The organism is Segetibacter sp. 3557_3, assembly GCF_004354985.1.
In the GTDB taxonomy this organism is placed as follows: Bacteria; Bacteroidota; Bacteroidia; order Chitinophagales; family Chitinophagaceae; genus Segetibacter.
Genome location: NZ_SMSK01000015.1, coordinates 80,970 through 107,704 on the forward strand (window position 1 = coordinate 80,970; position 26,735 = coordinate 107,704).

At 45.3% G+C, this 26,735-nt stretch carries 23 protein-coding genes; 13 read left to right on the forward strand and 10 right to left on the reverse strand.

The window, feature by feature from the left end:
- The first annotated feature begins 246 nt into the window (after positions 1-246).
- From EXU57_RS19105 to EXU57_RS19120, 4 genes are read left to right on the forward strand one after another with little or no spacing between them, the layout of a single operon-like run.
- Positions 247-1,095: an ATP-binding cassette domain-containing protein gene (locus EXU57_RS19105; protein WP_133269850.1), complete on the forward strand. Its 849-nt coding sequence runs from the start codon at positions 247-249 to the stop codon at positions 1,093-1,095.
- A 30-nt stretch (positions 1,096-1,125) separates the two neighbouring features.
- A complete protein-coding gene (locus EXU57_RS19110) occupies positions 1,126-1,926 on the forward strand; it encodes a hypothetical protein (RefSeq protein ID WP_133269851.1) in 801 nt (266 codons plus the stop codon).
- 46 nt (positions 1,927-1,972) lie between these two features.
- Entirely contained in the window at positions 1,973-2,356 is a 384-nt protein-coding gene (locus tag EXU57_RS19115; RefSeq protein WP_133269852.1) for a GntR family transcriptional regulator, read from the forward strand.
- A gap of 10 nt (positions 2,357-2,366) precedes the next feature.
- The gene (locus EXU57_RS19120) at positions 2,367-3,062 is read left to right on the forward strand and encodes a hypothetical protein (protein ID WP_133269853.1); all 696 of its coding nucleotides are present in this window, start codon (positions 2,367-2,369) and stop codon (positions 3,060-3,062) included.
- A gap of 248 nt (positions 3,063-3,310) precedes the next feature.
- On the opposite strand, the gene EXU57_RS19125 is transcribed toward EXU57_RS19120, so the two are convergent.
- Positions 3,311-3,604 carry an HNH endonuclease gene (locus EXU57_RS19125; protein WP_243745663.1) on the reverse strand — a complete coding sequence of 98 codons (294 nt, stop codon included), beginning with the start codon at positions 3,602-3,604 and terminating at the stop codon, positions 3,311-3,313.
- Positions 3,605-3,899: 295 nt separating this feature from the next.
- Between EXU57_RS19125 and EXU57_RS19130 the strand changes: the two genes are divergently transcribed.
- Entirely contained in the window at positions 3,900-4,628 is a 729-nt protein-coding gene (locus EXU57_RS19130; RefSeq protein WP_133269854.1) for a hypothetical protein, read from the forward strand.
- 234 nt (positions 4,629-4,862) lie between these two features.
- On the opposite strand, the gene EXU57_RS19135 is transcribed toward EXU57_RS19130, so the two are convergent.
- The 7 genes from EXU57_RS19135 to EXU57_RS19165 all read right to left on the reverse strand — a co-directional run bounded on the left by EXU57_RS19135 (position 4,863) and on the right by EXU57_RS19165 (position 16,313).
- Positions 4,863-6,464 (reverse strand): carboxylesterase/lipase family protein, encoded by a 1,602-nt coding sequence (locus EXU57_RS19135; protein ID WP_133269855.1) that lies wholly within the window; start codon positions 6,462-6,464, stop codon positions 4,863-4,865.
- A 152-nt stretch (positions 6,465-6,616) separates the two neighbouring features.
- On the reverse strand, positions 6,617-6,991 hold the full coding sequence (locus EXU57_RS19140) for a hypothetical protein (protein WP_133269856.1): 375 nt from the start codon (positions 6,989-6,991) through the stop codon (positions 6,617-6,619).
- Between the two features lie 8 nt (positions 6,992-6,999).
- Entirely contained in the window at positions 7,000-7,206 is a 207-nt protein-coding gene (locus EXU57_RS19145) for a hypothetical protein (RefSeq protein ID WP_133269857.1), read from the reverse strand.
- Between the two features lie 450 nt (positions 7,207-7,656).
- On the reverse strand, positions 7,657-9,744 hold the full coding sequence (locus EXU57_RS19150) for a RagB/SusD family nutrient uptake outer membrane protein (RefSeq protein ID WP_165958204.1): 2,088 nt from the start codon (positions 9,742-9,744) through the stop codon (positions 7,657-7,659).
- A gap of 19 nt (positions 9,745-9,763) precedes the next feature.
- A complete protein-coding gene (locus EXU57_RS19155) occupies positions 9,764-13,126 on the reverse strand; it encodes a SusC/RagA family TonB-linked outer membrane protein (RefSeq protein WP_133269859.1) in 3,363 nt (1,120 codons plus the stop codon).
- A 545-nt stretch (positions 13,127-13,671) separates the two neighbouring features.
- Positions 13,672-14,382, reverse strand: a complete 711-nt coding sequence (locus EXU57_RS19160; protein WP_133269860.1) for a LamG domain-containing protein — start codon at positions 14,380-14,382, stop codon at positions 13,672-13,674.
- 320 nt (positions 14,383-14,702) lie between these two features.
- Entirely contained in the window at positions 14,703-16,313 is a 1,611-nt protein-coding gene (locus EXU57_RS19165; RefSeq protein ID WP_133269861.1) for a pectate lyase, read from the reverse strand.
- Between the two features lie 51 nt (positions 16,314-16,364).
- Between EXU57_RS19165 and EXU57_RS25210 the strand changes: the two genes are divergently transcribed.
- Positions 16,365-16,526, forward strand: a complete 162-nt coding sequence (locus tag EXU57_RS25210; RefSeq protein WP_165958205.1) for a hypothetical protein — start codon at positions 16,365-16,367, stop codon at positions 16,524-16,526.
- Positions 16,527-16,791: 265 nt separating this feature from the next.
- On the forward strand, positions 16,792-17,535 hold the full coding sequence (locus EXU57_RS19170) for a membrane or secreted protein (protein ID WP_133269862.1): 744 nt from the start codon (positions 16,792-16,794) through the stop codon (positions 17,533-17,535).
- A 354-nt stretch (positions 17,536-17,889) separates the two neighbouring features.
- Here EXU57_RS19170 and EXU57_RS19175 read toward each other — a convergent pair whose 3' ends face one another.
- Positions 17,890-18,225, reverse strand: coding sequence for an L-rhamnose mutarotase (locus EXU57_RS19175; protein WP_133269863.1), 336 nt, complete (start codon positions 18,223-18,225; stop codon positions 17,890-17,892).
- 961 nt (positions 18,226-19,186) lie between these two features.
- Here EXU57_RS19175 and EXU57_RS19180 point away from each other — a divergent pair.
- The 4 genes from EXU57_RS19180 to EXU57_RS19195 all read left to right on the forward strand — a co-directional run bounded on the left by EXU57_RS19180 (position 19,187) and on the right by EXU57_RS19195 (position 24,335).
- A complete protein-coding gene (locus tag EXU57_RS19180; RefSeq protein WP_133269864.1) occupies positions 19,187-20,269 on the forward strand; it encodes a radical SAM protein in 1,083 nt (360 codons plus the stop codon).
- A 7-nt stretch (positions 20,270-20,276) separates the two neighbouring features.
- Positions 20,277-21,299 carry an alkane 1-monooxygenase gene (locus tag EXU57_RS19185; protein WP_133269865.1) on the forward strand — a complete coding sequence of 341 codons (1,023 nt, stop codon included), beginning with the start codon at positions 20,277-20,279 and terminating at the stop codon, positions 21,297-21,299.
- Between the two features lie 15 nt (positions 21,300-21,314).
- Complete coding sequence (locus EXU57_RS19190) at positions 21,315-23,012, forward strand: hypothetical protein (RefSeq protein ID WP_133269866.1); 1,698 nt, start codon at positions 21,315-21,317, stop codon at positions 23,010-23,012.
- Positions 23,013-23,204: 192 nt separating this feature from the next.
- Positions 23,205-24,335 (forward strand): glycerate kinase, encoded by a 1,131-nt coding sequence (locus EXU57_RS19195; RefSeq protein WP_133269867.1) that lies wholly within the window; start codon positions 23,205-23,207, stop codon positions 24,333-24,335.
- A 21-nt stretch (positions 24,336-24,356) separates the two neighbouring features.
- Here EXU57_RS19195 and EXU57_RS19200 read toward each other — a convergent pair whose 3' ends face one another.
- Positions 24,357-24,716 carry a DUF1622 domain-containing protein gene (locus tag EXU57_RS19200; protein WP_133269868.1) on the reverse strand — a complete coding sequence of 120 codons (360 nt, stop codon included), beginning with the start codon at positions 24,714-24,716 and terminating at the stop codon, positions 24,357-24,359.
- 418 nt (positions 24,717-25,134) lie between these two features.
- On the opposite strand from EXU57_RS19200, the gene EXU57_RS19205 reads away from it, so the two are divergent.
- Positions 25,135-25,848 (forward strand): hypothetical protein, encoded by a 714-nt coding sequence (locus tag EXU57_RS19205; protein ID WP_133269869.1) that lies wholly within the window; start codon positions 25,135-25,137, stop codon positions 25,846-25,848.
- 38 nt (positions 25,849-25,886) lie between these two features.
- Complete coding sequence (locus tag EXU57_RS19210; protein ID WP_243745664.1) at positions 25,887-26,513, forward strand: dihydrofolate reductase family protein; 627 nt, start codon at positions 25,887-25,889, stop codon at positions 26,511-26,513.
- The last annotated feature ends 222 nt before the right edge of the window (positions 26,514-26,735 follow it).

Sequence of the window (26,735 nt, forward strand, 5' to 3'; positions counted from 1 at the left end):
GGCGAAAAGTGCGATTGGTGCAGGTGACAACACCTGGACGGGCAGTGCTATGATGGCAAGTGACAATACCTGCAACGGCGACCAGTGCGATGATTGCAGGTGACATCACGTGGACGGGCAGTGCTATGGTGGCAAGTGACAACACCTGCACGGGCGAATGCAAAAAAGGTGAAATAAATTTTGCAAAACCAAATTAATGTCGATATTTGTACTGTACTATTAAAGTAGTACACTAAAACACTCGACATGATCAAGATCAAAAACCTTCATTTTGCTTACAAAAAAAGGAAAATCTTCAACGGCTTAAGCCTGTCGTTAAAAGCTGGCCACATCTATGGCCTGCTTGGAAAAAACGGAACGGGTAAGTCCACCTTATTACGCTGCATTATTGGCTTATTATTTCCTGACGAAGGAACCATCGAGGTCATGGGTATGACTCCCGGTAAAAGACATCCTGATTTTTTACATAATGTATTCATCGTTGCGGAAGAGTTTTACCTGCCGGATGTTTCGGTTGAACGCTTTGTAAAGCTAAATGCCCCTTTTTATCCCAACTTTAGCCAGGAACAATTCATGCAATACCTGGATGAATTTGAAATACCCCAGGAAAACACGCTCCAAAACATGAGTTATGGTCAAAAGAAAAAAGTATTGATCAGCTTTGGCCTTGCTTGTAACACTGCACTCCTGCTGATGGATGAACCAACCAACGGGCTGGACATTATGAGTAAAAGCAAGTTCAGGAAAGTCATCGCCGGAGCCGTTGATGAAAACAAATGTATTGTCATCAGCACCCACCAGGTAAAAGACCTGGAGAGCCTAATTGACCGGATCACCATCATCGATGAAGGAAAGATATTGTTTGATCAAACCATCGACTCTATAAACAGGCAAATTCAATTCAAAATATCCTTTGATCAGCAGGAAATAGCTGAGTCGTTGTATAAAGAGCCTTCACTTCAGGGACTTGCAATAGTCACCGCCAATACCGAAGTCGAGGATACCCGCCTGGATCTTGAGTTGCTATACAAAGCCGTAGTGACGAATGGCGATGCGGTACGAGCAGTATTCAATCATCAATACGCCGGTCAGTAAACCCCTATTAACACGCTTAAAAACTTTCTTATGTCCGATACTTTCAGCTTTTCCAGGCTTGGCAAACTCATCAACAAGCAGTTTTTTGAAAATGCCCGGCTCTACGCCTTTTCCACTCTCGCCATCGTTGGTCTTCTTGCAATAAGTTTTGCTTTTTGGTTTGAAATGGCCGGACCTAATTACAATGAGGATGGTACTTATATGATGTTTTTCCTGGGATTATTTCTTGGGGGAGGGGTATTTGCAGCAATGTCGTTTAACATGCTTGGCAACCGGGATAAGGGCATTTACTGGTTAACACTTCCGGCAACCCACCTTGAAAAACTTGTTTGCACGATACTATTTACAACAGTTGCGTTTACAATCATTTATTGCCTTAGTTTTTTCCTGGTGAAATCCGTAACTATTATGTTGTTAACCGAGTATATTAAAAGTAATCCCGGCAGTTCATACGTTAAGGCCAATAACCTAGGCAATGAGGGCTCCTTAGTGATGAGGTACTTCATGTGTGCATTTATTGCTATCCAGGCATTTTACATCCTCGGTTCAGTTTACTTTTCCCGCTACGCTTTTGTAATAACCAGCGTTGTTACTGCAGCATTAATCTTTTCCTTTGCTTACTATGTGCACCTATTAGAGGACATCTTGCCAGACAATTCATCCTGGAACTTGGTATCATTAAGGGAGTATAACGAAAATCGTGAAGATGGTTATCGGCTATATTCGATCTCACCCGCAATAACCAGTTTCCTTAAATACCTGCTTCAATTTGCGTGGGCCCCTATATTCTGGTTTATTACATGGGTTCGACTAAGGGAAAAGGAAATCTAGTAAAGGCCCGAAATCAAACCCCATTAGTCACACACAACAAGTAATCATGCAATTTCAAAATAACGGGCCGGCGATTTACCTGCAGATAGCTGATTATATCTGCGAGAAAATCCTGCTCAAAGAATGGAAAACTGAAGATAAGGTGCCCAGTGTACGGGAATTGGCCATTCAGCTTGAAGTAAACCCGAATACGGTGATGCGTACTTACGAGTTCTTGAAGCAACAGGAAATCATCAACGATAAAAGAGGAGTTGGATATTTTATTACTCCCCTGGCTTATAAAAATGCCGTCGCATACCGAAAAACGGAATTCCTCGAAAAGGAACTACCATCCGTATTTCGCACGATGAATATGCTCGGACTTGAAACCGAGGACCTTGCCATCAGATTTGAAAAATTTAAAAAGCAATACACTGCTGCCACCAACTAATACTACCGTCATGAAAACCAGTAATAAATTACTTCTCGGTGTCATTGCAACTTGTTTTATCGTACCCCTGGTGCTAGCCATGTCGCTAAAGCACAAAGTGGATAAAAACGAGTTTACACAGCATAAGAGCAACAGCAACGCAGCCGGCAGCATACGAACCGGAACATTCAGCGCTTTCAAGGTGGTAAAGGTCACCGCGCCTCACCCTGAATTGCTGCGTTGCAACCTAAAGCTTTCAGAAACCATGCAGTATAAATACCATAAAGGAGGAAGCAAGGATAGCGTTGCGGTATTTACCACCAACGATACTTTGTTTGTCAACTATATCGTGCACAACAACGGCAGTACCGGAAATACAAACAACGACGGCGAAAATTTCCAGGTTACCGTAAGTGTGCCATCCGTAAGTAGCATTGTGATCGACGGAGCTGTTGTAATCCTTGACTCACTGCCCGTAACTGCAGAACCGTTGTCAATAAGCGTCAGAAACAATGGCATTCTCCGTGATGGCACGAAAGTAAAAAAGGACCATGCTAAAGTAGTAGCGCCAACGCCGCAACAACAAGTAAAGAACATCCAGGTAGCTCAATATACTACCATGACCACTAATGCAAATACCTCTGCTAACAAAGCCGTTCAAAAGACACAAGGTAGCAGCCAGGAGATAAGTATGAAGTATTTTGTAATCTCAGGCATCGTTTTGTAAAACCAATTGGTCCCGGTCTGAAAACTTAGGATTTACTAATAATAACCAACAACCCATCCGCATACCTGGCACACATGCGGATGGCAATCATCCGGGGTAAGTCGCTACAGATAATACCGTGAAAACTGGTTGTGTCGGTAAGCTTTGATGATTAGACACCACGGTGCCCGTTCCCTTCCCATACATTAGCTCAGCCCTCGCTGGTAAATCTTCATGTAACCGGCGTTTGGTATCACCAAATATTGAGATTACTTCTTCCGTTTTACCGACTTATCGTAAAACTCAGGCTCCTTTTTCGCGACCCACCTGATAAACTTTTGTATTTCCTCATGCTCTTTTATCAGGGCAATTGTAGCATAATGTCGCTTTAGTTCCATTTCGGAAAATACAGCGTGTATCTTATCATGACAGATCTTATGCAGCAAAATGGTAGGTGTGTTTTTCCCGCCCTTACTTAAAGGCACAAGATGATGCCGGTTGCACAGTCCGGCCAGTTCGCGCCCGCATAGCGGACATACATTTTCTAATTCCGTTGGCATCATCAAAAAAGTTCGACTTTCCACTACTGCAAAGGTTTTGCCGGCCTTGTGCTGCCCACCTGCGTTTATTTATCTTAGAACAATCATCCCTTCTTCCTGCGGCTTAACGCCTACACTATTGCACCTGATGGTAAAACATATCCTTGGCTCGGCAAAAATACCCAACGCATCGTTGCAACAGCACTGGCCTATTCAGGATGGTATTGTTAAGTTAAAAGTGGAAAGAGAAAAGCTGATTTACATATTTTTGACGCATCAGTAAATCACTGCAGTTACTAACCCGGATTTCCCAAGTGCTATGAAAATATTAATATCCGCTTTTGCTATGCTGGCCTTTATCTCCTCAAGTGGCCAATATGCCTATACTGCGGTGTCCCCAACTGAAAGCGGGGTATCTGTGACACCTGATTACATTCACAACTTTCCCGCGCCTTTAAAAAGAAAAACCTTGTATCAGCGCAATGTCGGGGTCATACTTGGTCTGCAGAAAGGTCGATATACCGCTATCGAACTTGGTGGCGAGGCACATTGGCGAAAGATCAGCATTTTACGAAAGCCACACATCATTGGAGCCACTGCAAACATGTCGTACAACTTCTCTAATCACGTTGTAGGTTACCATGCAGGCATGTGGATGAAACGTGGAAGGATAAACTTCACCTATGGCGGAAACTTAAGCTACTTCACCGACTTCAAAGATGGCAATAGGTTTGGTTTTGGTCCTGCCATTGGATTCCGGTTACTCGGCTTTCACCTGGTTAACGGATATACTTTCGTAACCAAAGACAAAAAGGCTACGACAAAAACTCCTATGGAGGTTAACAAACTATATATGTCGCTCCGCTATTACTTTCCTGTGGAGAATAAGTTTACCTGGGACAGGCAAACCATGAAGAAAAAGCGGGAACGCCGACGGGAGAAAGAAGACCGCAAAGAAGAACGGCAGGAACGACGTGAAAACAACAAAGGGAAAGGTATCAATGGATTCTTTAACAACTTATTCCCTCCAAAAAAAGTACGTAGCTAACTGTTGCACTGCGCGTGAGACAATAGGCTTAGTTTAAAGATAACTGGTATTACCACAATTGGCCCTGACGGATTCTTTTTTGGGACGCGCCAGGAGAATCCCCATTAACATCGTTCCCTTCCGGATGCACTCCAATCAGCCGGGTGCCAATCACTTGAACGGCACATTGCTTAGTAACAATTTTTGATTGTCAACCTGGTACAAACCGCCGATTATGTGCCGACCCCCGTGGCACTAAGTGCCTGCCTGAATATAGGGTACCTTTTCAAATAATTTTCGTTCTTCACCACGGGGATCTTTTTCCAAACGGCTTGGCACATCAAAGACCATTGTCTCGCGGTCCCGCAAGGTGTAGGGCCGCCACTTTGGTATAAGCTTATTATCAGGTTTTCCGTTTTTTGCAAAGGCGATAAAGGTTTCGCTCATGATGTCCGCCATTGCCTGGGCCTGCTCACCAATTGCTGTTGCTCCAGGCTTATCAATATTATCGAATACCATTTGAATATCGGAGGCATGAGGTGCACCTAATCTCCCGTTGTCTTTTGGTGTTGCCCAATTCAGTTGGTAAGCATACGAAGGCGATCCTGATTTTGCCCGCTCTTCTGCTTCGATAATTGCCCCCCGCCACGACCTTGAGGCAGTCGTAATTTTAAAAAGCAGGTCACTTGCAGAAAGATTGGGGTACAATTTCCGGTAATGCGCAATAACAACTTCCGGCTGAATATCCACCCGCATGTTCGGTATCAACTTATCCGGCAACTCTTCCCAACCAACAGTGAAGTTTGTGGGATCACCACCAAGGAAAGCCCTTGTTTCATCATGCGTGTTGCCGATAATCATCGGGATATCCGCAGACTGAGCTGGTGCATCCGGGTAAAAAGGATGGCGGGTCAAAGAGCGCTCATCCAGTACCGGCCCGAAGTAAACACTACCAAACGGCAGCACCGGGTCCTTTGTACCAAGTGCCTCCATAATCCTTTGATAAGGAATAGTTCTAACCTCGCCAGCCCGCTCAGGCGAAATTTTCAATGCCTCCAGCATTGCGCGGGTACGCAGTGTTGCATTCAAGGGTCCACTTGCTGTTACCTGTTGACCGCTCATGGTTGCAGCCTTATGGAACAAACCTTTGGCGGCGGGCATTGCCATCATGGTGGCAATTTTAGCTCCCCCACCCGACTGACCGAAGACCAAAACGTTTGCCGGATCACCGCCAAATTCAGCGATGTTTACCCGTACCCATTTAAGTGCAAGCAGTATATCCAGCTGCCCGGCATTACCTGAATCGGCGAACTCTGTTCCGCCGAATCGTGCCAGGTACAGGTAACCAAAAGCATTGAGCCGGTGATTAATTGAAACCACGATAACGTTTCCACGCTTACAAAGCCGGACACCATCATACAATGGGCTCGACCCGGATCCGCCGGAATAGGCGCCGCCGTGAATGTAAAACATAACAGGTCGTTTTCCCTGGTCGCGCAGTGCCGGTGTGAACACGTTAAGGAATAAACAATCTTCACTCATATTGTCGCCGCCACGTGATCCCTGTGGTGACGACGCGCCATATGCTGTCGCCTCATGTATCCCCGTCCAACTTTCCGGAGGCAGCGGCGCCATGAACCTGCGCGCTGCAGTGTCGGCCCCATATCGAACACCCTTAAATACATTTATGCCGTCATCAACATAACCACGAACCTGCCCGTGTATGGTGCTAGCAACAGGCGATGCTTTCTTCGGCGCCGACCCAAAAACAGGTTGGTTTAGCAAAGCCGATAAGGTGACTCCCGAAGCAATAGCTGCTGATTGTTTAAGAAACTTGCGACGTTGAAGGTTCGACATGTTGTTATTTTGTAAGAGGTGATCGTTGGTTTTGATCCCCCAAGATGATTAAAGTAAGGGCAGGCCTACCCTGGTCGGGTTGTACGCAGCCGCTACGATTAAAACGCTACTCCTCTTCCACCCTTATTCTTGCTTGCGTTGAAGATTGATTTTCATCGGGGGTCACTTTCACCCGTGGGCCGATGATTGAAGATGTAAAACAGGTAGCCCCCGGCTGCATAACAAAGAACATCCCTCCAGTCTGCAGTAAAACGATTGGAAACCGATGGAAAAACAACTTCAGAAATGATGATGATATAAGTGGTTGCCCCAACAACATCCATCCTGCTCAATTTGAACGCTTGCGACTTACGAAACAACCCAATTCGTTCTGCCTGCAGAAGTGGTAAAATCACGGGCATTGCTACAAGGTTATCCAGATAATTATCTACGAGAGAAAATTGCAAACCCCATAACTTCTGAGCGCATTGATGCAGTAAAAAAAGTATCAGGCTTACCAGGAAAAGGGGTGAACGTAAGACTACCATAGTTAAGATTAGAAAGCAGCGGCAAAAGCCAGAAAAAGAACAAACAGGATCACAGGAGAAAAAGCAACAAGCAGGATAACCGCTATGGCTTTGTAAATCATTTTTAAGGATTGAACAAGCAAACTATCTACCGGATTTGGTTTAAGCCATTCCCTTAACTGCTTAAGCCGGTTTACCAGTAACTCTGAAAAGGTTTCGCCTTCGAGCTCTTCCATAACAATTGTTTAGTTGCAGGCAGTGCAACAGTATTGTGACAGTCAGCATTACTGGTGCGTGAATGCTCCATATCAAGGCGAACATTCACATGCCTTTTAAGGCAATCAAGATAATACAATTGAACAATTACAGAATGAGCCTTTCACATTTTTGACTGATGTTGTACCGGCATTACCCGCCGGCAAATGCCACCAGCTAAATATGATGTTCGGATCAGTACAATAAGTTCGGAAGTTAGTTTCGTGATCGCAACCTGCGGATTACCGTGCAGATCCCTCCTAAACACGTTTCGAGCTCTTGTCGGATGCAATTCCGCTCATCGCAACTGCCCAGAGCTGTTCTGGTTTGCAACCTTCAAGTCCCGTACACGGGTTATGAACTGAAGGCCAAAAAAAAGATAGTCAACAGAACCTGGTGACTATCTTTTTCAATGAATTCAAGCCCTTTACTTATTGAAAGCCGTAGCCATTTTTTATCAACCCATTCGACTTGGCAATTGTTTCAGACGATAATGGCAACAAGTATCTTGGCGGAACACCCGCTGCGTAATATGCGTCACTATAGCCCTTAAAAACATTGGTGGTAAATTGGCCTTCATAAGTAACGATATTAATTCCCCAGTTTGTTTTTTTGTAACCCTGCGCAACCAGTGCTGCTGCTTCAGCACCATTAGGATCGATATAATTGAACAGTCCTTTAATTGCAAGATTGCGGTTGCCGGAGGTTGGTGTATAGGCCGACCAAACATCGGCATTCCCACGCCAGCTTGGAAATCGTACAGGGTAAGACGGATCGGTCTCCGGAACGGTGTTTTGCGTAGTCAGCATCTTCGTCATACCAAATTCTGACACGTTTACTGCTTTGGTATAGATGTAATTCGATATGGTGTTCCCGTTTGGAAAGGTATAATAACCCCTTGCCTTGAGGCCCGCAACCATAGCCATTTGTGCGTCGCGAAGCTCCTTGATTTTGGCTGGCAACTTCCCGGTTCTGATCAGGTCATCACGGCGAAAGCCCTCACCAGCTAATTCAAGTTTGCGCTCCTGCTGTATGGCTTCTTTAAGCGCATCTCCGGCTAAGTTGTTTATGTAGTTGGTTACTTTTTCTGTTTGATCCGCAGCGGCAAAAGCCCGGCTCCGAACTTTTCTTAATTCAACCTTGGCGGCACCCTCGTCGCCGAGTTCCGCATATGCTTCGGCAAGCATTAGTATAACGTCGGCCATGCGCATTTGCACCCAGTTAACACCAGCCTGGCGTTGAGATGCAATGAATGGGTTTGGCATACGGCTTTCATCCCATTTATTGTTGGCCAGACCACCTGAAGAGCGCGAACCCGGTATAAAGTCGATGAGGGTTTCCGATGCAGTTCCTGAGTTGGCGCTAACTGTTACAGTCACATCCCTACGCAGATCTTTCGGATCATAATCACCATAATAAAAAGCAGGGTGCATACGACTTTGTCCATATGCCTTATTAGGGTAAGAATTTGCACTACCGCCATTTGATGGCCGTCCAAAAGCATAAGGGCGTTCAGAACTCGTTCCTTTACTGTCTCCCGTTTCATATAACGACTCGGGACTTGTAATAAGGTTCATGTTATGTTGAAAGTTCAGTTGAAAAGGATTGCCAAAGCCGGCACCGCGGGGATCGGCGGTAATCAGGTAAGCGGAACCCTGGTTCTCTAGGCAGGCTTTAAAGTTTGCTTTTGCAATATCATAATACTTTTTGTAGTCGGATCGACGAACATATTTAGCGTTCCATTTCTCGCTTCCCAGCTGCGTAAAGGTGACATTGCCATAATCAAAATCAGTACGACGGGTACTGTAACCGCCCGCATACATGGCCATCTTTCCGGCAAGTCCGAGCGCAAACGTCCTGGAAAATCGCTCTGCATTGATGCCACCCTCGCCCAAACGATACATCAGCGCCTGTACTTTGGAAAGGTTTTCGATTTCGCCATCGTAGATCACATCGCGTGAAATAAGTTTTGCACTATCGGTTTGACTCGTTTTAAATATCGTAGTCTGGAAGTATGGCACATCGCCAAAATAGCGCACCAGGTTGTGATAGCTGAAAGCCCGGAATATTGCAGCTTCACCGTAGAGTTGACTCCATTCGTTTGGCTTACCGGCAGTAATTGCAGCCTGGTATTCAGGTTTTGCAGCTATGGCTTCCATAATAATGTTCGCCCTGTTGGCCACACGATAAAGGTTCGCCCACACGCCTACTGCATCTGCAAAGTCAATCGAAATTTCGCTTGCATAAAGGCCTTCCGGAACATGCCTGAGCTGGGCATCATAGCTCTCAGGATGTGTTTCCGCATCTGATCCTACTACATCAATGTCGTAATACAGGGAGCCATAAGCTCCACGCCACTGATCGTAACAACCTGCCAGCACTTTAAATGTTTCACTGGGGGAAGAGAACACAAAATCCTGGTCAACTGAAGAAGGTGATTGCACATCCAAAAAACCTTTTTTGCAGGAGATCCCGGAAAGTATCAATGCGACTAATGTGGTATATAAAAGCTTTTTCATTTTGATAGTTTGAAGTGTTTTAAAATTCAACATTTACCCCAACGGTGAATGATCTTGCACGTGGATATGCACCCCAGTCGAGGCCGGTTGTAGGGTATTGAGCGCCACCCTGGCTGGTATTGGTGTTTACTTCAGGATCGAGGCCGGCGTAATTAGTTATGGTTAACGCGTTATAGATCGAACCAAACAAACGTAACCGGGTTATGTGTACAAGTTTAGTTAGGTTTTCAGGTAAGCTGTAACCGAGTGTAACTGTGTTCAACCGTAAGAATGATCCATCCTGTATGCCCAGTGTTGACACTATCGGGTTTTCATGAAAAGGCAGAAAGGTTGTGGCATTGGCATTTAATTTATTCAACTCTGCGGGGTCGGTAACCTTAACCACGTTGTCGTTTACGATATCGTAGATCTTATAAGATGTGGTCAGGTAATCCAGCCTGTTTTTGTATAAACCATCTTCTTTACTGCCGTAGAAAGCCGCGAGATAATTGGCATTGTAAACTTTATTGCCGTAACTCCAGTTGAAGTTTGCGGCAAAGTCGATGTTTTTGTAAGACGCGTTCAGGCTAAAGCCACCGGTGTGTTTCGGGTTCATGTCGCCGATGACAGATACGTCTTTTTCATCGATCACCCCGTCGCCATTGAGATCTTTGAATTTGATGACACCCGGATAGGCCACCTGTCCCGCAGGCTTATTGGCCGTGGTACCGAATACCGTACCGATGATGCCTGAGCCAATATCGGGAATCCCCTTAGCCTTATTCAACGTATATATGCCATTGGCATAACTGAAATCATCCGTAGTATACCAGCCGTCATAGGTGTATCCGCGAACCTGGCCAACCGGTTTACCCACCTGCAATATGTAGTCACCGGTATTGGGTTGTGTGCCCGTAGATCCCCAGTTTGACCGATACAATCCATTTACACCGGGCGCTAGTTCGTTGATCTTACCCCTGTTGAAATTGATATTAAAATTTGCACCCAGGTTAAAGTCTTTGCCACGAACGATGTCTCCACCGAGCGAAAATTCAATACCCTTGTTACTGGTACTGCCCACATTTTCATAGGTGGAAGAGAACCCGCTGATTGCAGAGATGGATGTTAACATCAGGAGGTCTTTCGTGGTGTTTTTGTATACATCTATGGTACCGGAAAGTCTCTTATCAAACAGGGAGAAGTCCAGTCCGAGGTTACGGGTTACGGTAGTTTCCCATTTCAGGTTAGGGTTAGCAATTGTGCCGGCGGGTGAATATGCACCCTGCCGAACTTCATTTATAGAGTATCCGGTTAAGCCTGTTGAGGTCCATTGTGTTTTCCACACATTGGCGCTAATACCATCATTACCAACTGCGCCATACGAGAAGCGAAGCTTGAGGTTATCAACCAGGGTTACGTTTTTCATAAAGCTTTCGTCGGTAATTCTCCAGCCGATTGCTGCTGCAGGAAAATACGCCCAACGATTGGAAGGCGCAAACCGCGAAGAACCATCTGCTCTTAAGGTTGCGGTGAAAAGGTACCTGTCGAACAACGTATAATTGGCGCGACCAAAATAAGAGTTTAACCTGTTGGGTGTACCTGCCTCTGAACTTATGCTAAAGTAGTTTACGCGCGAAGTATCGGTGAAATACTGGTTCATCATTCCAAATGCGCGCTCCTTACTAAAAGAAACAGGATACTGCCTGCCAGACATGCTTGAACTTTCCGAATTGGAATTGTTGACTTCCTGCCCGGCTACGAAACTGAGGTTGTGATTTTTATTCAGCCCGGCTACCTGGTAATTGAGGGTATTAACCCACCGGTACTGCCAACCTTCACTACTGGAAACGGAGGCGTTACCGGAGAAAGTTTTATTACCGGCAGCATCCAGGAAATTATTGTAAACTGCTCCTGACCAGGTTCTACCCCTGTTGAAAAACATGTTGTAACCAAACTCCGACCTTGCCGTAAGTCCTTTGATGATGTTCCACGATAATGAAGCATTGGAACGCAATGATCTTTCTTTTGCTAACGGATAAAAATCTTTCATGAGTTCTACCGGGTTGTAGATATCCTGTAATACATTATCGTACAAACCAAGTTGAGTATTCTTGCGATCGTCCAATACGCCCAGTACATCGGCGGTTGCAATCGGTCTGAATTGATAAGCAGAAGACAAAATGGAGCCTCTGCCGTTGGTAGTGCCCTCGTTACTCATACGCTGGATATCGGTATACCGGGTATCGAAGGAAAAGTTCAGTTTATCGGTTAGTTTCTGATCTAGTTTAAAAGATGCATTGGCGCGCTTAAACCAGGAATTTATTTTCATGCCCTGGTTGTCGGTAAGGCTTGCAGAAAACATGTACTTGGTTTTTGCGTTGCCATTACTAATGCTCACATTATGGTTATGCGAAACCGAACTTCCATAAGCTTCTTTTGAATAATTGGTTGCAGCCACATTTTTATAATGGTTTATCCCATCAGGATTGTTTGACGTTGCAGCAAAGCTGCCGATACCCCAAAGCATTGCCCAGGCATTCGCATAGTTGTCACTGATGGCTTTTGCATAGGTCCAGTTGTAAGCCACATAGTCGTAAGCACTCATTGTTTCCAGGTACTTTGTCGGCTGGTTAAACTGTACGTAGTTGTCATAACTCACGGTCAACTTGCCGCTTTTTCCGCTTTTGGTAGTAACGATGATAACTCCATTGGCACCGCGGGCACCATATATTGCAGTTGATGAGGCATCTTTTAAAACGTCAATACTTTCGATCTGGTTTGGGGGAACATCATTGAGGTTACCGACCGGAAATCCATCAACAATATAAAGGGGTTCATTGCTCTGGGAAATGGATCCGCCACCCCGGACACGAACGGAAACCGAAGCGTCCGGGCGACCATCCTGGGTAGTTACATTTACACCCGGAATCTTGCCCTGCAGCGCCTGCGCTGCATTTGCTACAGGAACTGCAGCCAACTGTTTGCCGGACACAGAAGCGACGGAACCCGTAAGGTCTTTTCGACGCGATGTACCATACCCAATAACGACAACTTCATCCAGTTTGGACGTATTTTCTTTTAAAGTAAAAGCGATGGCTCTCTGGTCCTGTATACTTACTTCGTGTGTTTCGTAACCCGCGAAAGAAATTACCAGCACGTCGCCCTTTTTTGCACGGATGACAAACTCGCCATTTGCCCCGGTTTTTGTACCTGTGCCGCTGCCTTTAATCACAACATTTACGTCCGGCATCGGCGTATTGGTTCGGCCATCGGTTATCGTACCCGTAATCGGAGATAGTGCTTGTGCGAATATGGTGTTTGTGTTTAGTAGCAGGATTGCCAAAAGCAATCCCAAAGTTGTGCGCAGGAAGGCGCGCGCACGCGAAGGAGCGTCAATTTTCATACAGCTTGCAAAATTTAAATCGTGAGAGAGACTGGAGTAATTGAATACAAGCTAACAAATCCTTAACAATACTTTACTTAAAGCCGAATTAAACCTACGCAATCGTTCCCGATGATCTCGTGTAAAAATGCCTAAAGCCATGAGGGATGTGGTATTCGGGTATCCATTATTTGACAAAGACTCATTAATGGATCATCATTGGGAAACCCGGATGTACTGCACAGTAGCAGTATTTCGAAGGATACGTTTAGAGACAATAATGAAGTGAACTGCTACTGCATGATTACTGAAACCGGAATGATTACAGCAAAGGCAACCCCTTCGTGAAGCCAACCAGTCTAACCCAATATAACTTGCCCTGGCAGCCAAATCGACATCTACCATGCAATACAAGTGTCAGCCTTAGTACCAGGGAAGACATTCGAATTGGTGTATTGTTCAACAAAGAACAAAAAGACAAACGGAGCGTCGCAAGCGAAGCTTCATCAGGGTACAACAGCCGGCGACCAAAAAATTGAAGTAGCTCGAAACTTTCGTCGATCTAATTACCACCCCTGTAAAGCCATTTGATCAAGGGCAGCGGGATGAAAACGAATTTCTTTGAGTTGCCCTTTAAACCAGTTCACTTTATTTAACCGGACACCAAGCGCAAGCCTTCCCACCAACATCGGCACAAGTTCTACTTCTCCTTCCAGTTCTTTTTGTCCATTTACATAACTGGTCATTTTTCTTCCGTCGTAAACCATGGCGGCCCAATACCACTTGCCGGCTGGGTGCAGAATGGTGGAGTCAATCAAGGTAAGTCCCTTGTTCAATTTGCCGTTTTTCAAAAAAGCATCGAGGTACCATTCGCCCATTGGCGTGATGCGAAGTTCAAACGTTCCCCTGTTCCCGTCGGCGTCTTCGAAATGCATAAAGCGTGGAGCAGAAGGCCCATCTACATCAGGTTTAAACAACACTTCAATCGTAAAACGAGTCCAACCGGTAATGGGTATCGTTGGCACAACAAGCCCATCATTGATCCCGTTAAAAGCAACGGTAGAACCTGTTTTATCCTTTATTACTACAGGCTTACCAATAACCTCAGGTTTAAATTCACCAATTTGTCGGGTGCTGTTTATTTTCCAGGTGATTGTTTGTGCGGGTTCAGGAATGTGTTTACCGGAGATAAACAGGACTGCCAAAATGCAAACCGTTAGCAGGAAAATACACCTGGTTAAATACCCTTTTAAGTTTAATTGCATCGGCAGGTTCATGTAGTACTATTAATTGTAAAAAAGATCACATAAAAATGTAAGTAAAATCCGACGAGCCTGGATCGTAGTGACTGGCCGGATCAACGTTTAGGTTAACGGATTGCACCTATGATTTACATTAACCAAATAGGGGTTGTCGTCAGCCAACGTGCACAGCAAACCATTAGCTATTGAAACCACCGAGGCAAATGTTGCCGGCCTTCCTTTGCAGCACTACATTCACCTGGTAAATACAACCTGCAATCCCGCCATTGAAAGCAGTAGTTTTCACCCGCAACTTACCGCTCAACCCGAGGCTGTGAACAACGACAGCACCGCATTTACTTGGCCGTTTGCTGCTGGCGTGCAGAACGAATATAAGCTGCAAGTATCCGCATATTTTTAATGTATTCCGGTGTCGATAAGTATAACTGATCCGATGCATCAGGATAAGGCGACGTATCGGTGATATCCCCGACCCTGGTAGATGCAAATGCGTCGGTCGCCTCCTTATTTTTGCCATCACCAACATAAGGATTACTGATCATGGCGTGTTTAACCAACCAGCGGTTATCGCTGAGCTGGCTGATCACCTGCGCCACCTTTTCAGCTGAAGGCGACTCATTTTCAGCAGCCCCGTTTTGACTGATTGTCGCGTACCTCTGCAATACCTGGTCGCGATTGAACTCCGATATTTTTAGTGGCGAGTTTTTCGTGGCCTCTTCAGGTGACAACTTACTTACCCTGGTATATTCGTCTTTGAGCCGTTGAATATTGATGTTACCCTTACCTTGCATATGTCCCAACAGTTTGCCATCGTTATAGTCTACATAATAACGACCATATGTTACGTTCGAGCCTCTCCGATGTACAAAAATGGGTTTGTCGGTTCCAACCTCAACAAAAAGTGAGTGGGTGTAATAACCGTTTTGCGACATGCTATCGGGTAGCCTCACTTTTTCAAGCCATGCAATTGCATCAGGAACACGGGTAAGGTATTTACGATCGCCGGTATATTGATAAAATTTAAGTAACAACATGGCGTTGGCAAATGTTGCACGGGGCAGGTAAGCCGCGGGTTCATAGGTGCGGGCGCCTGCAGGTTCCAGTTTCATATTATACTGCTGGCCCCATGCACCATTCGCTTGCTGCGACAACAGGTAGAAGTTCATTCCCCGTTCAATTGGCTCACGCAATTTTTGGTCGCCCAGTGTATAGTAACATTGAATAAGAAAATTGACGTTTTCCCAGATTACGTCATCGTTAAAAGTATAGTAACCCGTGTAGTCCGGGTGGCCGGCCTTGCTGAAATCGTTTTTAAGCGGAAACCGCTGGGGCCAGCCACCGGCAGGATACTGGCTGCTCAACAAAAACCTGATTGCTTTATCGAGTGCAACTTTATACTTCGGATTAAATCTCTCGATATACATCCTCAGCATAAATCTGGCTGCACTGGAGGTTACGTCGTCATCATAGGTATCGTTGCCATAGTAATGTTGAAACTCTTCCAGGCGCCATCCATTTTTACCAATGGTATTGTACCACTTTTTCAGTGACTGCTCGCCGGCAAAATCAATCATATAGTTCCATCCGCCGGCTTTGCTCTGCCCGCGGATCATTGCACCTGCAGCCTTCTCAGCCGCTTCGTAAAGATATTCGTTACCTGTTGCATGATAAGCATCAAGCAACATCTGGCCAACCGTCACTGTTCCACCATCCTGCACCCACACCATGGATTTATACGCTTCCATTTCTCCCCATCTGCGTGAAAGGTCAGGAAGGTAATACCATACATATCCGCCATTGGTGCTTACGTTTTCAACCATGTACCGGGTTGCTTTCAGCATTGTTTCCTCTGCCTGTGCTTCAAGGGTTGGAGTTTGCGCGCAAAGCTTTTCCGCGCTGAGCAGGTAGCAAAAAACAACAGCATAAAGTAGTTTTGAAAGGTGCATTGTTGCCGTTGATAAAGGGTGAATAAGGAGATTTGCAAATCAGCGTTGGTCATGCAAGAGGTATCCACAACACTCAGGTTGGGCATGAGCTGGAACAACAAGGTAAGTATACTCAGCAGGTTGGTAATCGCACAGGAGTACGTTTGCAGCAATGTGCGTTTTTGCATTTGGCAAGCAGGTTTTCATGCAATCGTTTTACGGGAAGGAAGGTAAAGAAAGCCAGCGAAATTGGTTAAACTAATCTGGGTTATTCGGACCAGGCAACGTGCACCAGCATGCAGTTCTTCTTAAACGAATTGGTTTAGGTTAGTTGACCGGATGGTGATCAATCGATTCGTTCATCATGTGCCATTACGGAAAAGCGCCTGCGTGCACAATAACCTGTTTGCAGCCAGCCATGTAAAAAAGTGAGCAGGAACAGCTGGTATTCAACATAGCTTATTCCTTCCTATCTTTATTATTCTTCAAATCCTGCATTATGAAAATGTATGTAAAATGCTTGTCGGCTTGCATTGCAATAGCGCTTGTTTTTGGTTTGTCTGCGTTTAGGGGAAAACCAATCGATACAAAAGATATGCTGGGAGCCTGGGGGTTTGGCTCGCCTGAAAACCGAACGGTAATGATTATGACCGATAAAGTTTTTTCGGTTGCAACTTACGACCTGCCCGGTAAAAAGTTCATCAGCTCGTACGGTGGCAGCTACCGCATCAATGGAAATAAGCTGGTCAAAATAATTGAATGGAATTCTAAAGACAGCAGCCAGGTGGGAAAAGAAATGAGTGAAGACATACAAATTAGCGGGAATAAGTTGTCTGCGAAAACAAGTGGTGAAACCTGGGATCGCCTGGATAATGGCAAGCCTGGCGAACTGATGGGTGCCTGGATCATCACGGGCAACTTTACTGATGACAAGGCGGTTAAAAGAGCAAACCCGTTTTATCCAAGGCGAACCATGAAGATCCTTTCAGGAAAGTACTTCCAGTGGATCGCATACAACGTAGGTACCAAATCTTTTATGAACGCAGGTGGTGGCACCTATACGACTGCTAACGGCAAGTACACTGAAAACGTCGAATTCTTTACGAAGACTGCAGAAAGCGTTGGTAAAACCCTCCAGTTCGATTACTCCTTTGTGAACGGCGACTGGCGTCATCGGGGTCAAAAGTCGACCGGCGGCGCGATGGATGAGTGCTGGTCGAAAAGGGAGACATTGGAGAAGTGAAACAATTAGCGGATTACGGATTAGCGGATTACGGATTGGGGTATGTTAGAATGATATCGGGTATTGAGAAAGAAAGTTGATTGTTTGATAAGTGGTTTGGTTGGGGTGGTGTGTATTGGGTTGTTTGTTTGCGGTAACACGGTTAGCGCTAAGCTTTGCAGGTTTACCGTTACCTGAAGCTGACCGTAGCAGATCCAAGCCTGGTGAACTGATGGTGCGTGCACCAGTTCGCAGCGGTAGTTTGGTGCTAGCCAAATTCAGGCAGCCATGCAAGAGGTCTTATGCGGAAAGCTCACACGGAATGCAAATCTGGGGCAGGCTTGCTATACCAAAACAATGGCCCGGAAAACGAGGTCAGAGCTGGAATATCTTATCCATTAACACCCATTTTTCACCGGGTTTTCCGGATGGCAATGCCTGCTGAAATTTCCACATCAGTGCTTCCCATTGCTGCACCTTTGGATTGGCTGCGTCCATAGCGCCTTTAGTTTCGAAACTAAAATCATCGGTGGTTTGCATGATCATAAACAGCCGGTTACCGGTATGGTAAATTTCCATGTTGGTGATTCCACAATCGGTGATGCTCCTTTTTATCTCGGGCCAAACGTGTTCACTTTTATGCCAATGAATGTATTCCGCAATCAATGCAGGATCATCAACCAGGTCAAGTGCTAAGCAGTACTGTTTCATGTGTATCAGGTGAGGTTTCGTGGAATAAGCAAATCAGCCCTGAAGATCGGTTTTAATCTTTGTCCAGGTGCAAACATTACCTCATTTTAAAGCCGCATTATGTTGTTAAGTTCAGCGGTAAGTCTTTCGCAAAACAGGTTATATTTTCTCTTATCGATCACCTGATAAAGTTTAGGCTGATTGCCGGTGACAGAATCATCTGCTCACCAATTCAATGCTGTGCAACAACGAACGTTTTTTGGTGACCAGCAATGGATCAATGGGCAACTTAGGTTGTGTCACTCACTTTTACCACATCTTTTCATGGCAGCAATCCGCGTACCCGAAAATGAAAACGATGGATGTATGCTGCAGTGAATGCAACTCATCTGCTCTCTCCTTTCTGCGTGCATCTCTTGCTGCCTTAAAGTATGCTCCTGAAGTGTGTGCCCCCAACCACGTTTATTATCGCACCATGTTGAGGGTTAAGGTACCGAATTTAAAAGCTGCCACAACCGACGAAAACTGAAGCCCAGGAAAGTTCAACAGCTTTAGCGTACCGCACAAGCGAGTTTCAGGAAGTTGTGGTTGCTAAGATTGCTCAAATGGTTGTGTGCCTTACAAAGTACAAGCATGCGTTAACGTTGTACCCGCACGCAGGATTATGCTGCAGACAAAAATGGTCGGCTTGCAGAGCAGCACACCCACCGAATCCAATCCTAATTAATGCATTTTATTCCTTTGAATTTTACCAATAAAGGTTCAGCAAATAAGGCCCAATTAAATCGAAACTGCTATTGTAAGATTAAAAGAACTTCTGTACATTAGATGAAATTCGACGTCTATTCAAACGTTAACCATAAACAAGCGGGCGTCAGCGAACCATCCTGGTTTCGAATTTCCATTTCTTAAGCAAGTTTCCTCATTATTATTTACAAGCCGGCAAGTTACCGGGTTACATAAAGCGTGTGTCAAATATGCGATGTGGTTAAATATTTTATTAGTAGGTTGGTTTAAATACAAGCGCCTGGCTATTGCAATTAAAAGAATGAAGTCGCTGGCTAAGATGAAGGATGCCTATCGTGGTGAAAACAAGCTAATCAAATATTCGCTTGCGGGCAACCGGTATTACTTTAGCTACAATGCACCCGGCTGGCCCTCCAAATCTTTCAACCGGTATATCCAATATCAATTAGCGCAATTTGACCTAAACAAGCCTGTTGCAATACACACCCTGATATTCGGAATAACAAAGAAGTGTGGTTATAAATGTGAGCATTGCTTTGAGTGGGAAAACCTGAACAAACCTGAAACACTGACCAAAGAAGACATCACTGAAGTAATTGCCAGTTTCCGGTCGCTGGGCGCTACAACCGTGCAGGTTAGTGGCGGCGAACCACTTAATCGTTTGGCGGATATCAATGCAATCGTTCCGAAATTCAAAGACGTGGATTTCTGGATTTATACATCAGGCTACCAATTGACCGATGAAAAAGCAAAACAATTCAAGAAGGCCGGGGTAACAGGAATTACGGTCAGCCTTGATCATTGGACCCCATCACTGCACGACACATTCAGGGGTAAAAACGGTGCATTTGATTGGGTTGAAAAAGCTGCAGTAAACACCGTAAATAACGGACTTGTTCTGTGCCTGTCACTATGCGCTACAAACGACTTTATTTCTGATGAAAACCTGGATGGTTATATCAGGCTTGCAAAAAAGCTCAAAGCTTCATTCGTGCAGATATTAGAGCCAAAAGCAGTTGGGCACTATGCCGGCAAAGGTGTTTTGTTGTCACAAGAAAATATTGCCCTGCTGGAAGCATTTTATAAACGGGTAAACTTTGATCCGCTATATAAACACTACCCTTCTGTTATGTACCATGGCTTTTATAGCCGGCTGCTGGGTTGTTCAGGAGCTGGAAAAGACTATCTCTATGTTGATATGGATGGCAATGTGCACGATTGCCCCTTTTGCCAGCGGAAAGTTTTTAACGTGCTTACTGATGACATTGCAGCAAATGTTGAAAACATGAAAACCGGAACATGTACATTTTATAATTGATAACCTGATGAACCCCTATCGCTACCTGATATTACTGCTTGTACCGGCTACAGTAATCGCAGGTTACTGGGGTGGCGGTTATTTCAATTTTCTTACCCCAATTATCTGCTTTGTATTTCTTCCGGTTATTGATCTGATCCCTTTTTCAAGGCGGGAAAAAACAGGTAACAGGGCAGCAAAAGAAAACAAGGCTTTTAGAACAGTTCCTTTGCTATTTGTACCGGTAATTCTCTGTCTTGTATTTGGAGGAAGTGCGCTCGTTACCCAACAGTACTTACCCTTGCATGCCTTTATAGGTTTTATGATTTCAGTTGGTGTGGTTAACGGAACAATGGGTTTTGCCCTGGCGCACGAATTCATTCATAAGTTTTCACCCCGGGAAAAGCTTGCGGGTTACCTTTTGTTGTCGTGCTCCGGCTACCTGCACTATAGCATAGAACATGTGCACGGCCACCATGTATATGCCTGCACACCCCTCGACCCCAACTCCGCACAAAAAGGCGAGTCGTTTTACGCCTTTCTTGGGAGGAGCATTCCTGGAAGCTTCCTTAATGCATGGAAGATTGAAAGAAAGCTGCTGCAAAAAGAACATCATGCCTTTTTAACGATACACAACCGGATGCTGGTATTTTCTTTCATTCAACTATTGGTATTGAGTGTAGTTTATTTTAGTTGTGGCAGCCTTGCTTTATTGTTTTTTGTTGGCCAGGGTATGGTAGCGGTGATCCTTCATCAACAGGTAAATTACCTGCAACACTATGGCTTAATACGATCAGGGGATCCCGACTGCCGGGAGAAAATGCATGCACACCATACCTGGGAAATCCCCGGAAACTGCAGGATCATCGACCTTTTCCAGGTGCATAATCATGCAGATCATCACCTGCATGCTGCGACGCCATACGAGAAGCTGGTAACAACCGGGGAGTCGCCTCGTTTACCGGCAAATTACGCAACAATGATGTTGGTTTCACTGCTTCCGCCGTTGTGGTTTAGCCTTATTCATAAACGCTTACCGGTTACCCCCTAAACTAACCCAATGCTCATGACACCATTTCAATTTACCCGCAGGGATTTGTTTACCATTCTGTTCGCTCCGGTTCTCTTTTTATTTATCAAAGGAAAAAGGTTGAAAGGATTGATCATTCTTTTAGCAATAGGAATAATATTTACCGGGTGTTTTAAAAACTACTACCGGGTAGTCTCAAGACCCATTACGGACACAACAAACCTTCCGGCCTTAAAAAACAGTGATAAGTATTTTATCGTGCACCTGCGCAATGGATTTTACCACCTGAAAAATATAAGGGTCAACGGGTCGAACCTTGAAGCGGATATGCAAACGCTTCCACCCGAAAGAGAAACGTTTATTATGGCAAGCCAGGCACCATCTAAAACGTATAAAAGCCGTCAACGGTCATTGCTGTTTTCCGAAGTTCATTTATATGCCCAGGATGTAAGTATCATTGATACAACACATCTTTCCATACCTATGTCTTCCATCAGTAAAGTAAACATCTATGAAAAAGACTCCGGCAAAACAATCGGTTCTTACGCGCTGGGATTCCTGGGCGTATACCTGGGCGCTAATCTCCTGCTTGGCCTTATTATTCTAGCAACGTGTAATTGCCCGCAGGTTTACACTTATGATGGCAACCAGTACAATTTTAAGAGTGGTGTGTTTAGTGGTGCCATCTATTCTTCGCTGGAGAAAACGGATTACCTGCCCCTGGATGGCTTACAAAGCGTAAACAACAAATACCTTTTTAAGCTTGCGAACAATCAAAAAGAGGAGCAATTTATCAACCAGGTACAATTGATTAAGGTAGCGCATGGAGCAGGTAAAAAAGTTCTGCTCGACCGGCACGGCACCCCACATACTTATACTAAGCCAATAAATGCAACAGCAGTTGACAACCTTTCCCGTGAAGTCGCAGGATCGCTCGGGAACACTGATGGAAACGTTTACCTGTTTGATCAGCAAAGCGATTTAAGGTCGAAGTTTGGCAGTGTAGTTCTAACGTTCGACATGGCGGGTAGCAAGACTGATGGCAAACTGGTGATCCATGCTAAAAACAGTTTATGGTCGGGTTATGTATTTGAAGAATTTTCTTCCTTATTTGGTAGCAATTATAGTAGCTGGGTTGCAAAACAAGACAAAGCCGACCGGAGGACAATTGAGCAATGGCAGCAGGACCAGGCGCTGCCCCTAATGGTTTATGTAGAGACGGATAAGGGCTGGGTCTTCGCCGACTATTTTCCTTTCACGGGAAATACTGCGGGACGGGATATGATCATGAAGCTAGACCTACCTGCCAACAAAACCAACGTAAGGATCAAAATAGAAAGCGCCTATATGTTTTGGGAACTTGACTATGCAGGGCTTGACCTTTCACCCGACGAGCCTGTTACCTTAAGCTACCTCGACGCCTCGGCCGTTACCCGCGAAAACTATGAGCCAATGCCAGGCAAGGTATCTGCCAGGGATGATGCCTATGTACAGTTGAAGGAAGATCAGTGGGTAAATGTGGTATTTGAAGAGACCAGCACCGACAAAAACAAAACACATTCACTGTTTCTATCAACTACCGGCTACTACCATAATACCCGAAGATACACGGGAAAAACGCAGACAGCGGCTTTATACAAGTTTAGAAAAGAAGGCACCTTCAACAACTTTTCGAAATCGAAGTACAAAACTGCACGTGAAGCGCTGGCAAAAGGCATCACTTTCCCGTATTAAATAACTACAATTAACTTATCCTACTCCGCTGAACCAGTTCAAGCCGCCTGGCTAAATACTCCCCTGGCGGATACCCAAGCCGACTCCTTTTTTCTGAACGATTCGCCTTTAGCAATTACCTTTTCGCAGGACGTAAGCAAACATTTTGTATCATGCCCCCTGTTGTGCTAAAAGCCATTAAGGAGGTAAACCATGAAGATCATCGTTGCGCCCGACAAGTTTAAGGAAAACCTTACTTCGTTTGAACTGTGCGCTGCTATTGCAGAAGGCATCTCCATCGTGGATGATACCATTGACATTGTGCAATTGCCGCTGGCCGACGGTGGTGATGGCTTTGTAAACGTACTTGGCCATTATCTGAAAACAACCTCGGTTGGGTGCGACACCGTTGACGCACTTGGCAGGCCGATCGTTGTCCACTATGGATGGTCGGCCAGCGCGAAAACGGCCCTTATCGAATTGGCTTCGGCCTCAGGACTAGCAGGAATTCAACCACACGAAAGAAATCCAATGCTAACGTCCACTTATGGTACCGGTCTGCTTATGAAAGATGCGATTGCGCGTGGTGCTAAGGAGATCATCATTGGTATAGGCGGAAGTGCTACCAACGACGGAGGTACCGGTTTACTGGCGGCATTGGGTTATACGTTCAGAAATCACCGGCAAGAAGTGGTTCCACCTATGGGTAAGAACCTCGGCGAAATTGCCGAAATCATTGCCCCGGATCAGGCTGTTGCTATCCCGATTATTGTTGCCTGTGATGTTGACAACCCGCTCCTGGGTGTCAACGGTGCAACCCATACTTATGGTGCACAAAAAGGGGCAGATCGCTTGCAGATAGATGAACTGGAAAAAGGAATGAAGCAGTTCGCGGAATTACTGGAGACCTTTATGGGGAAACCGGTTTCCGAAATGCCGGGTGCGGGTGCCGCGGGTGGAACAGGTGCAGGGCTGATGTTGCTTGCCGATGTAAGCCTGCAAAAAGGTATCGAGATCGTATTTAAACATTCAGATATTAGAACCCACTTGAAGAACACCGATCTTGTAATTACTGCAGAGGGCACATTCGACAAACAGACAATGCATGGCAAGGCGCTGCATGCCTTGGCAAACGAAGCAGCTAAAATGGATGTTCCTGTAATGGCGGTATGCGGGGCTGTTGCCATTGAACCCGCCTGCTATACCAGTTCAGGATTTTCTTTCGTAGCAAGTATAACTGACGGACCAATGAGCCTTGAAGAAAGTAAAGCAAGAGCCTATGAATTGGTCAGGAATAAAGTAATCGCCCTGGTTTACTTGTTCAAGACAATGAAGCAAGTCTAACCTGCCTCTGAAATTATTGACTCAATTTTGTTTAAGTGGCGTTTGACGCAGCTCTGCATTATGTGTTTTCAGCTCCCGTTCAAGAAAATAGTTGAGTGCGGTTCTTAATACCGCAATTGCAGCCAGCTTACCGATGTCGTCCCATGTTGGCGCAATTGCAGTTGCGAGAATATCTGCGGCGAGCAACAACTCCAAAGCAACCGTAAGTGCACTTCCAAAGTGTATCCGGATTTCCTGGTTATTTGAGCCGTCACCGGGTACAAAAAGGTGGCGAAAGTACCTGTATAAAAACTTAAGCAATGCTACGCCAATTACAAAAGCTGCAACAACTTCCACCGCACTGCTCAGGTATTTTGTAAGTATTTCAGCTAGTTCTTTCATAAGCTTTGTTGAAAGTAAACTTATCGGTATACAATAGTTATACCTACACTTAAAATAACTAACCGGAACAGATTTGACCCCTCGCTTACTGGTGGCAACACAACGTGCCGCTTCCAAGCCGCGAAGCTGTTGGACAGAAGACCCCTGTGTTGGCTGATTTTTTAGTTCTAATCTTCCCCCAGTCATCGTTGATTTAAGCAGGTTGTGTTTCGCGCTCCGTCCTCTTCCAACCCTATGCTACGGCGGGCAAAGGTCGGCCAGCAGAAGAGATTGCTTCCAGGAAAACTTTGATTACCAGGGGAATGCTTCAGAGGAAAGAAAAGCTTGTTTAAGTCTGCAAACAAAACCGGATTGGTGATTAATTTAGCCGGACGATTCAACAGACATCACAAGATTTTTAATTTGAAAACCTTGCTGAATGCTTCCGGTTCCTGCATATATCATTATCACGTTTGTTTTAACCACGTTACTAACGGTAATAATATTTGCTATTGCAAGCTCAAATGCCAGAATAACCCTGTTCATCCTTACCGGTTGGGTAGTCCTCCAGGCAATTGCAGGTTTTTCCGGTTTTTACCTAACAACGGATACCCTACCTCCAAGATTTGTTCTACTTGTTTTTCCCCCTTTGCTGCTCATCAGCCTGCTTTTTGTAACCCCGGGTGGCAAAAGGTTTATCGACAAAATGGATCCGGGATTGCTAACCTTGCTTCATAGTTGCCGGATACCGGTAGAGCTGGTGCTGTTCTGGCTATCTCTGCAAAAGGCTGTTCCGGGGTTGATGACGTTTGAGGGCAGGAACTTTGATATCGTCTCGGGGCTGACGGCACCAGCGGTTTACTATTTTGGCTACGTAAAAAAGCTGATGAGCAGTAAGATCCTTATCGTATGGCATTTAGCCTGTCTCGTGTTGTTGTTTAACATCGTAATACATGCGATACTTTCCGCGCCTTCGCCATTGCAACAATTTGCTTTTGAACAGCCGAATATTGCCGTGTTGTACTTTCCTTTTGTGTGGCTACCCTGTTGCGTTGTTCCACTTGTTTTATTGTCGCACCTTGCTGTATTGCGGCAGCTGAAAACGGCCAACAAAAGCGTGCAGAAAACAGGGAAGTCGGGCAACAATTACTGAATGGTAACCGGCATTGTAAAAAACATCTTCCAAGCAGCATGATAAATGAATTGGATAACATGGAACAAGGTCATAAATCCGGGTTTGATGATTCGCCTATTGTTGATGAAGTCACACCTGCAACTATGCAAGTACAGAGGAAATTGATCGTTTACATCGCGGCAAGCGTAGACGGCTATATCGCGAAACCAAACGACGACTTAAGTTTTTTAGCTCCTGTTGAAAGGGAGGGTGAAGACTACGGGTACCTTGACTTCATATCAACAGTAGACACCGTGCTTGTAGGCAGAAAAACTTATGAATGGGTGATGAAACAAGTAAGCGAGTTTCCCCATTCAGGGAAGCAAACGTTTGTTATTACACGGACTGCACGAGCAAAGGAGGGCAACATCGAATTTTATACCGGCGACATAAGAGAGCTTGTAACCAAACTCAAGCATGCACCGGGTAACAATATCTTCTGCGACGGCGGTGCGGATTTGGTGAATAGCCTGTTGCAAGATGATCTGGTGGATGAATTTATTCTCTCAATTATACCTGTACTCGTTGGTGCTGGAACCCGGCTTTTCGGAGACGATCGCCCGGAACACACTTTAAAGCTTGTTTCCATCAAACAGTTTGAAAGCGGACTGGTACAAATACATTATAAGCGTGCGACCAATTGAAACCGGTTTTGGTCTTCTCACTTTATGGTCAGCTAAACCAAAGGGTTCGTTGAAGGAAAAACTTATCATGTAGCAGCGCAAAACCAACAACGCTCAATCTAAAGGCTTAGCGGAAACAATAACCATCATCCGCATCGAGCCTGCAGAGCCGGCTCCTTCCCCCATTGGTTGCGAACCTTTTTGCTCCACAACTGTAATGTGTGCGCTTGCAGCCGCCACGTT

Bases quoted from the DNA above. Each gene is read 5' to 3' on its own strand.
- EXU57_RS19105 (WP_133269850.1), top strand. From the start codon at position 247: ATGATCAAGATCAAAAACCTTCATTTTGCTTACAAAAAAAGGAAAATC.
- EXU57_RS19110 (WP_133269851.1), top strand. From the start codon at position 1,126: ATGTCCGATACTTTCAGCTTTTCCAGGCTTGGCAAACTCATCAACAAG.
- EXU57_RS19115 (WP_133269852.1), top strand. From the start codon at position 1,973: ATGCAATTTCAAAATAACGGGCCGGCGATTTACCTGCAGATAGCTGAT.
- EXU57_RS19120 (WP_133269853.1), top strand. From the start codon at position 2,367: ATGAAAACCAGTAATAAATTACTTCTCGGTGTCATTGCAACTTGTTTT.
- EXU57_RS19125 (WP_243745663.1), bottom strand. From the start codon at position 3,604: ATGATGCCAACGGAATTAGAAAATGTATGTCCGCTATGCGGGCGCGAA.
- EXU57_RS19130 (WP_133269854.1), top strand. From the start codon at position 3,900: ATGAAAATATTAATATCCGCTTTTGCTATGCTGGCCTTTATCTCCTCA.
- EXU57_RS19135 (WP_133269855.1), bottom strand. From the start codon at position 6,464: ATGTCGAACCTTCAACGTCGCAAGTTTCTTAAACAATCAGCAGCTATT.
- EXU57_RS19140 (WP_133269856.1), bottom strand. From the start codon at position 6,991: ATGGTAGTCTTACGTTCACCCCTTTTCCTGGTAAGCCTGATACTTTTT.
- EXU57_RS19145 (WP_133269857.1), bottom strand. From the start codon at position 7,206: ATGGAAGAGCTCGAAGGCGAAACCTTTTCAGAGTTACTGGTAAACCGG.
- EXU57_RS19150 (WP_165958204.1), bottom strand. From the start codon at position 9,744: ATGAAAAAGCTTTTATATACCACATTAGTCGCATTGATACTTTCCGGG.
- EXU57_RS19155 (WP_133269859.1), bottom strand. From the start codon at position 13,126: ATGAAAATTGACGCTCCTTCGCGTGCGCGCGCCTTCCTGCGCACAACT.
- EXU57_RS19160 (WP_133269860.1), bottom strand. From the start codon at position 14,382: ATGAACCTGCCGATGCAATTAAACTTAAAAGGGTATTTAACCAGGTGT.
- EXU57_RS19165 (WP_133269861.1), bottom strand. From the start codon at position 16,313: ATGCACCTTTCAAAACTACTTTATGCTGTTGTTTTTTGCTACCTGCTC.
- EXU57_RS25210 (WP_165958205.1), top strand. From the start codon at position 16,365: ATGCAAGAGGTATCCACAACACTCAGGTTGGGCATGAGCTGGAACAAC.
- EXU57_RS19170 (WP_133269862.1), top strand. From the start codon at position 16,792: ATGAAAATGTATGTAAAATGCTTGTCGGCTTGCATTGCAATAGCGCTT.
- EXU57_RS19175 (WP_133269863.1), bottom strand. From the start codon at position 18,225: ATGAAACAGTACTGCTTAGCACTTGACCTGGTTGATGATCCTGCATTG.
- EXU57_RS19180 (WP_133269864.1), top strand. From the start codon at position 19,187: ATGTGGTTAAATATTTTATTAGTAGGTTGGTTTAAATACAAGCGCCTG.
- EXU57_RS19185 (WP_133269865.1), top strand. From the start codon at position 20,277: ATGAACCCCTATCGCTACCTGATATTACTGCTTGTACCGGCTACAGTA.
- EXU57_RS19190 (WP_133269866.1), top strand. From the start codon at position 21,315: ATGACACCATTTCAATTTACCCGCAGGGATTTGTTTACCATTCTGTTC.
- EXU57_RS19195 (WP_133269867.1), top strand. From the start codon at position 23,205: ATGAAGATCATCGTTGCGCCCGACAAGTTTAAGGAAAACCTTACTTCG.
- EXU57_RS19200 (WP_133269868.1), bottom strand. From the start codon at position 24,716: ATGAAAGAACTAGCTGAAATACTTACAAAATACCTGAGCAGTGCGGTG.
- EXU57_RS19205 (WP_133269869.1), top strand. From the start codon at position 25,135: ATGCTTCCGGTTCCTGCATATATCATTATCACGTTTGTTTTAACCACG.
- EXU57_RS19210 (WP_243745664.1), top strand. From the start codon at position 25,887: ATGATAAATGAATTGGATAACATGGAACAAGGTCATAAATCCGGGTTT.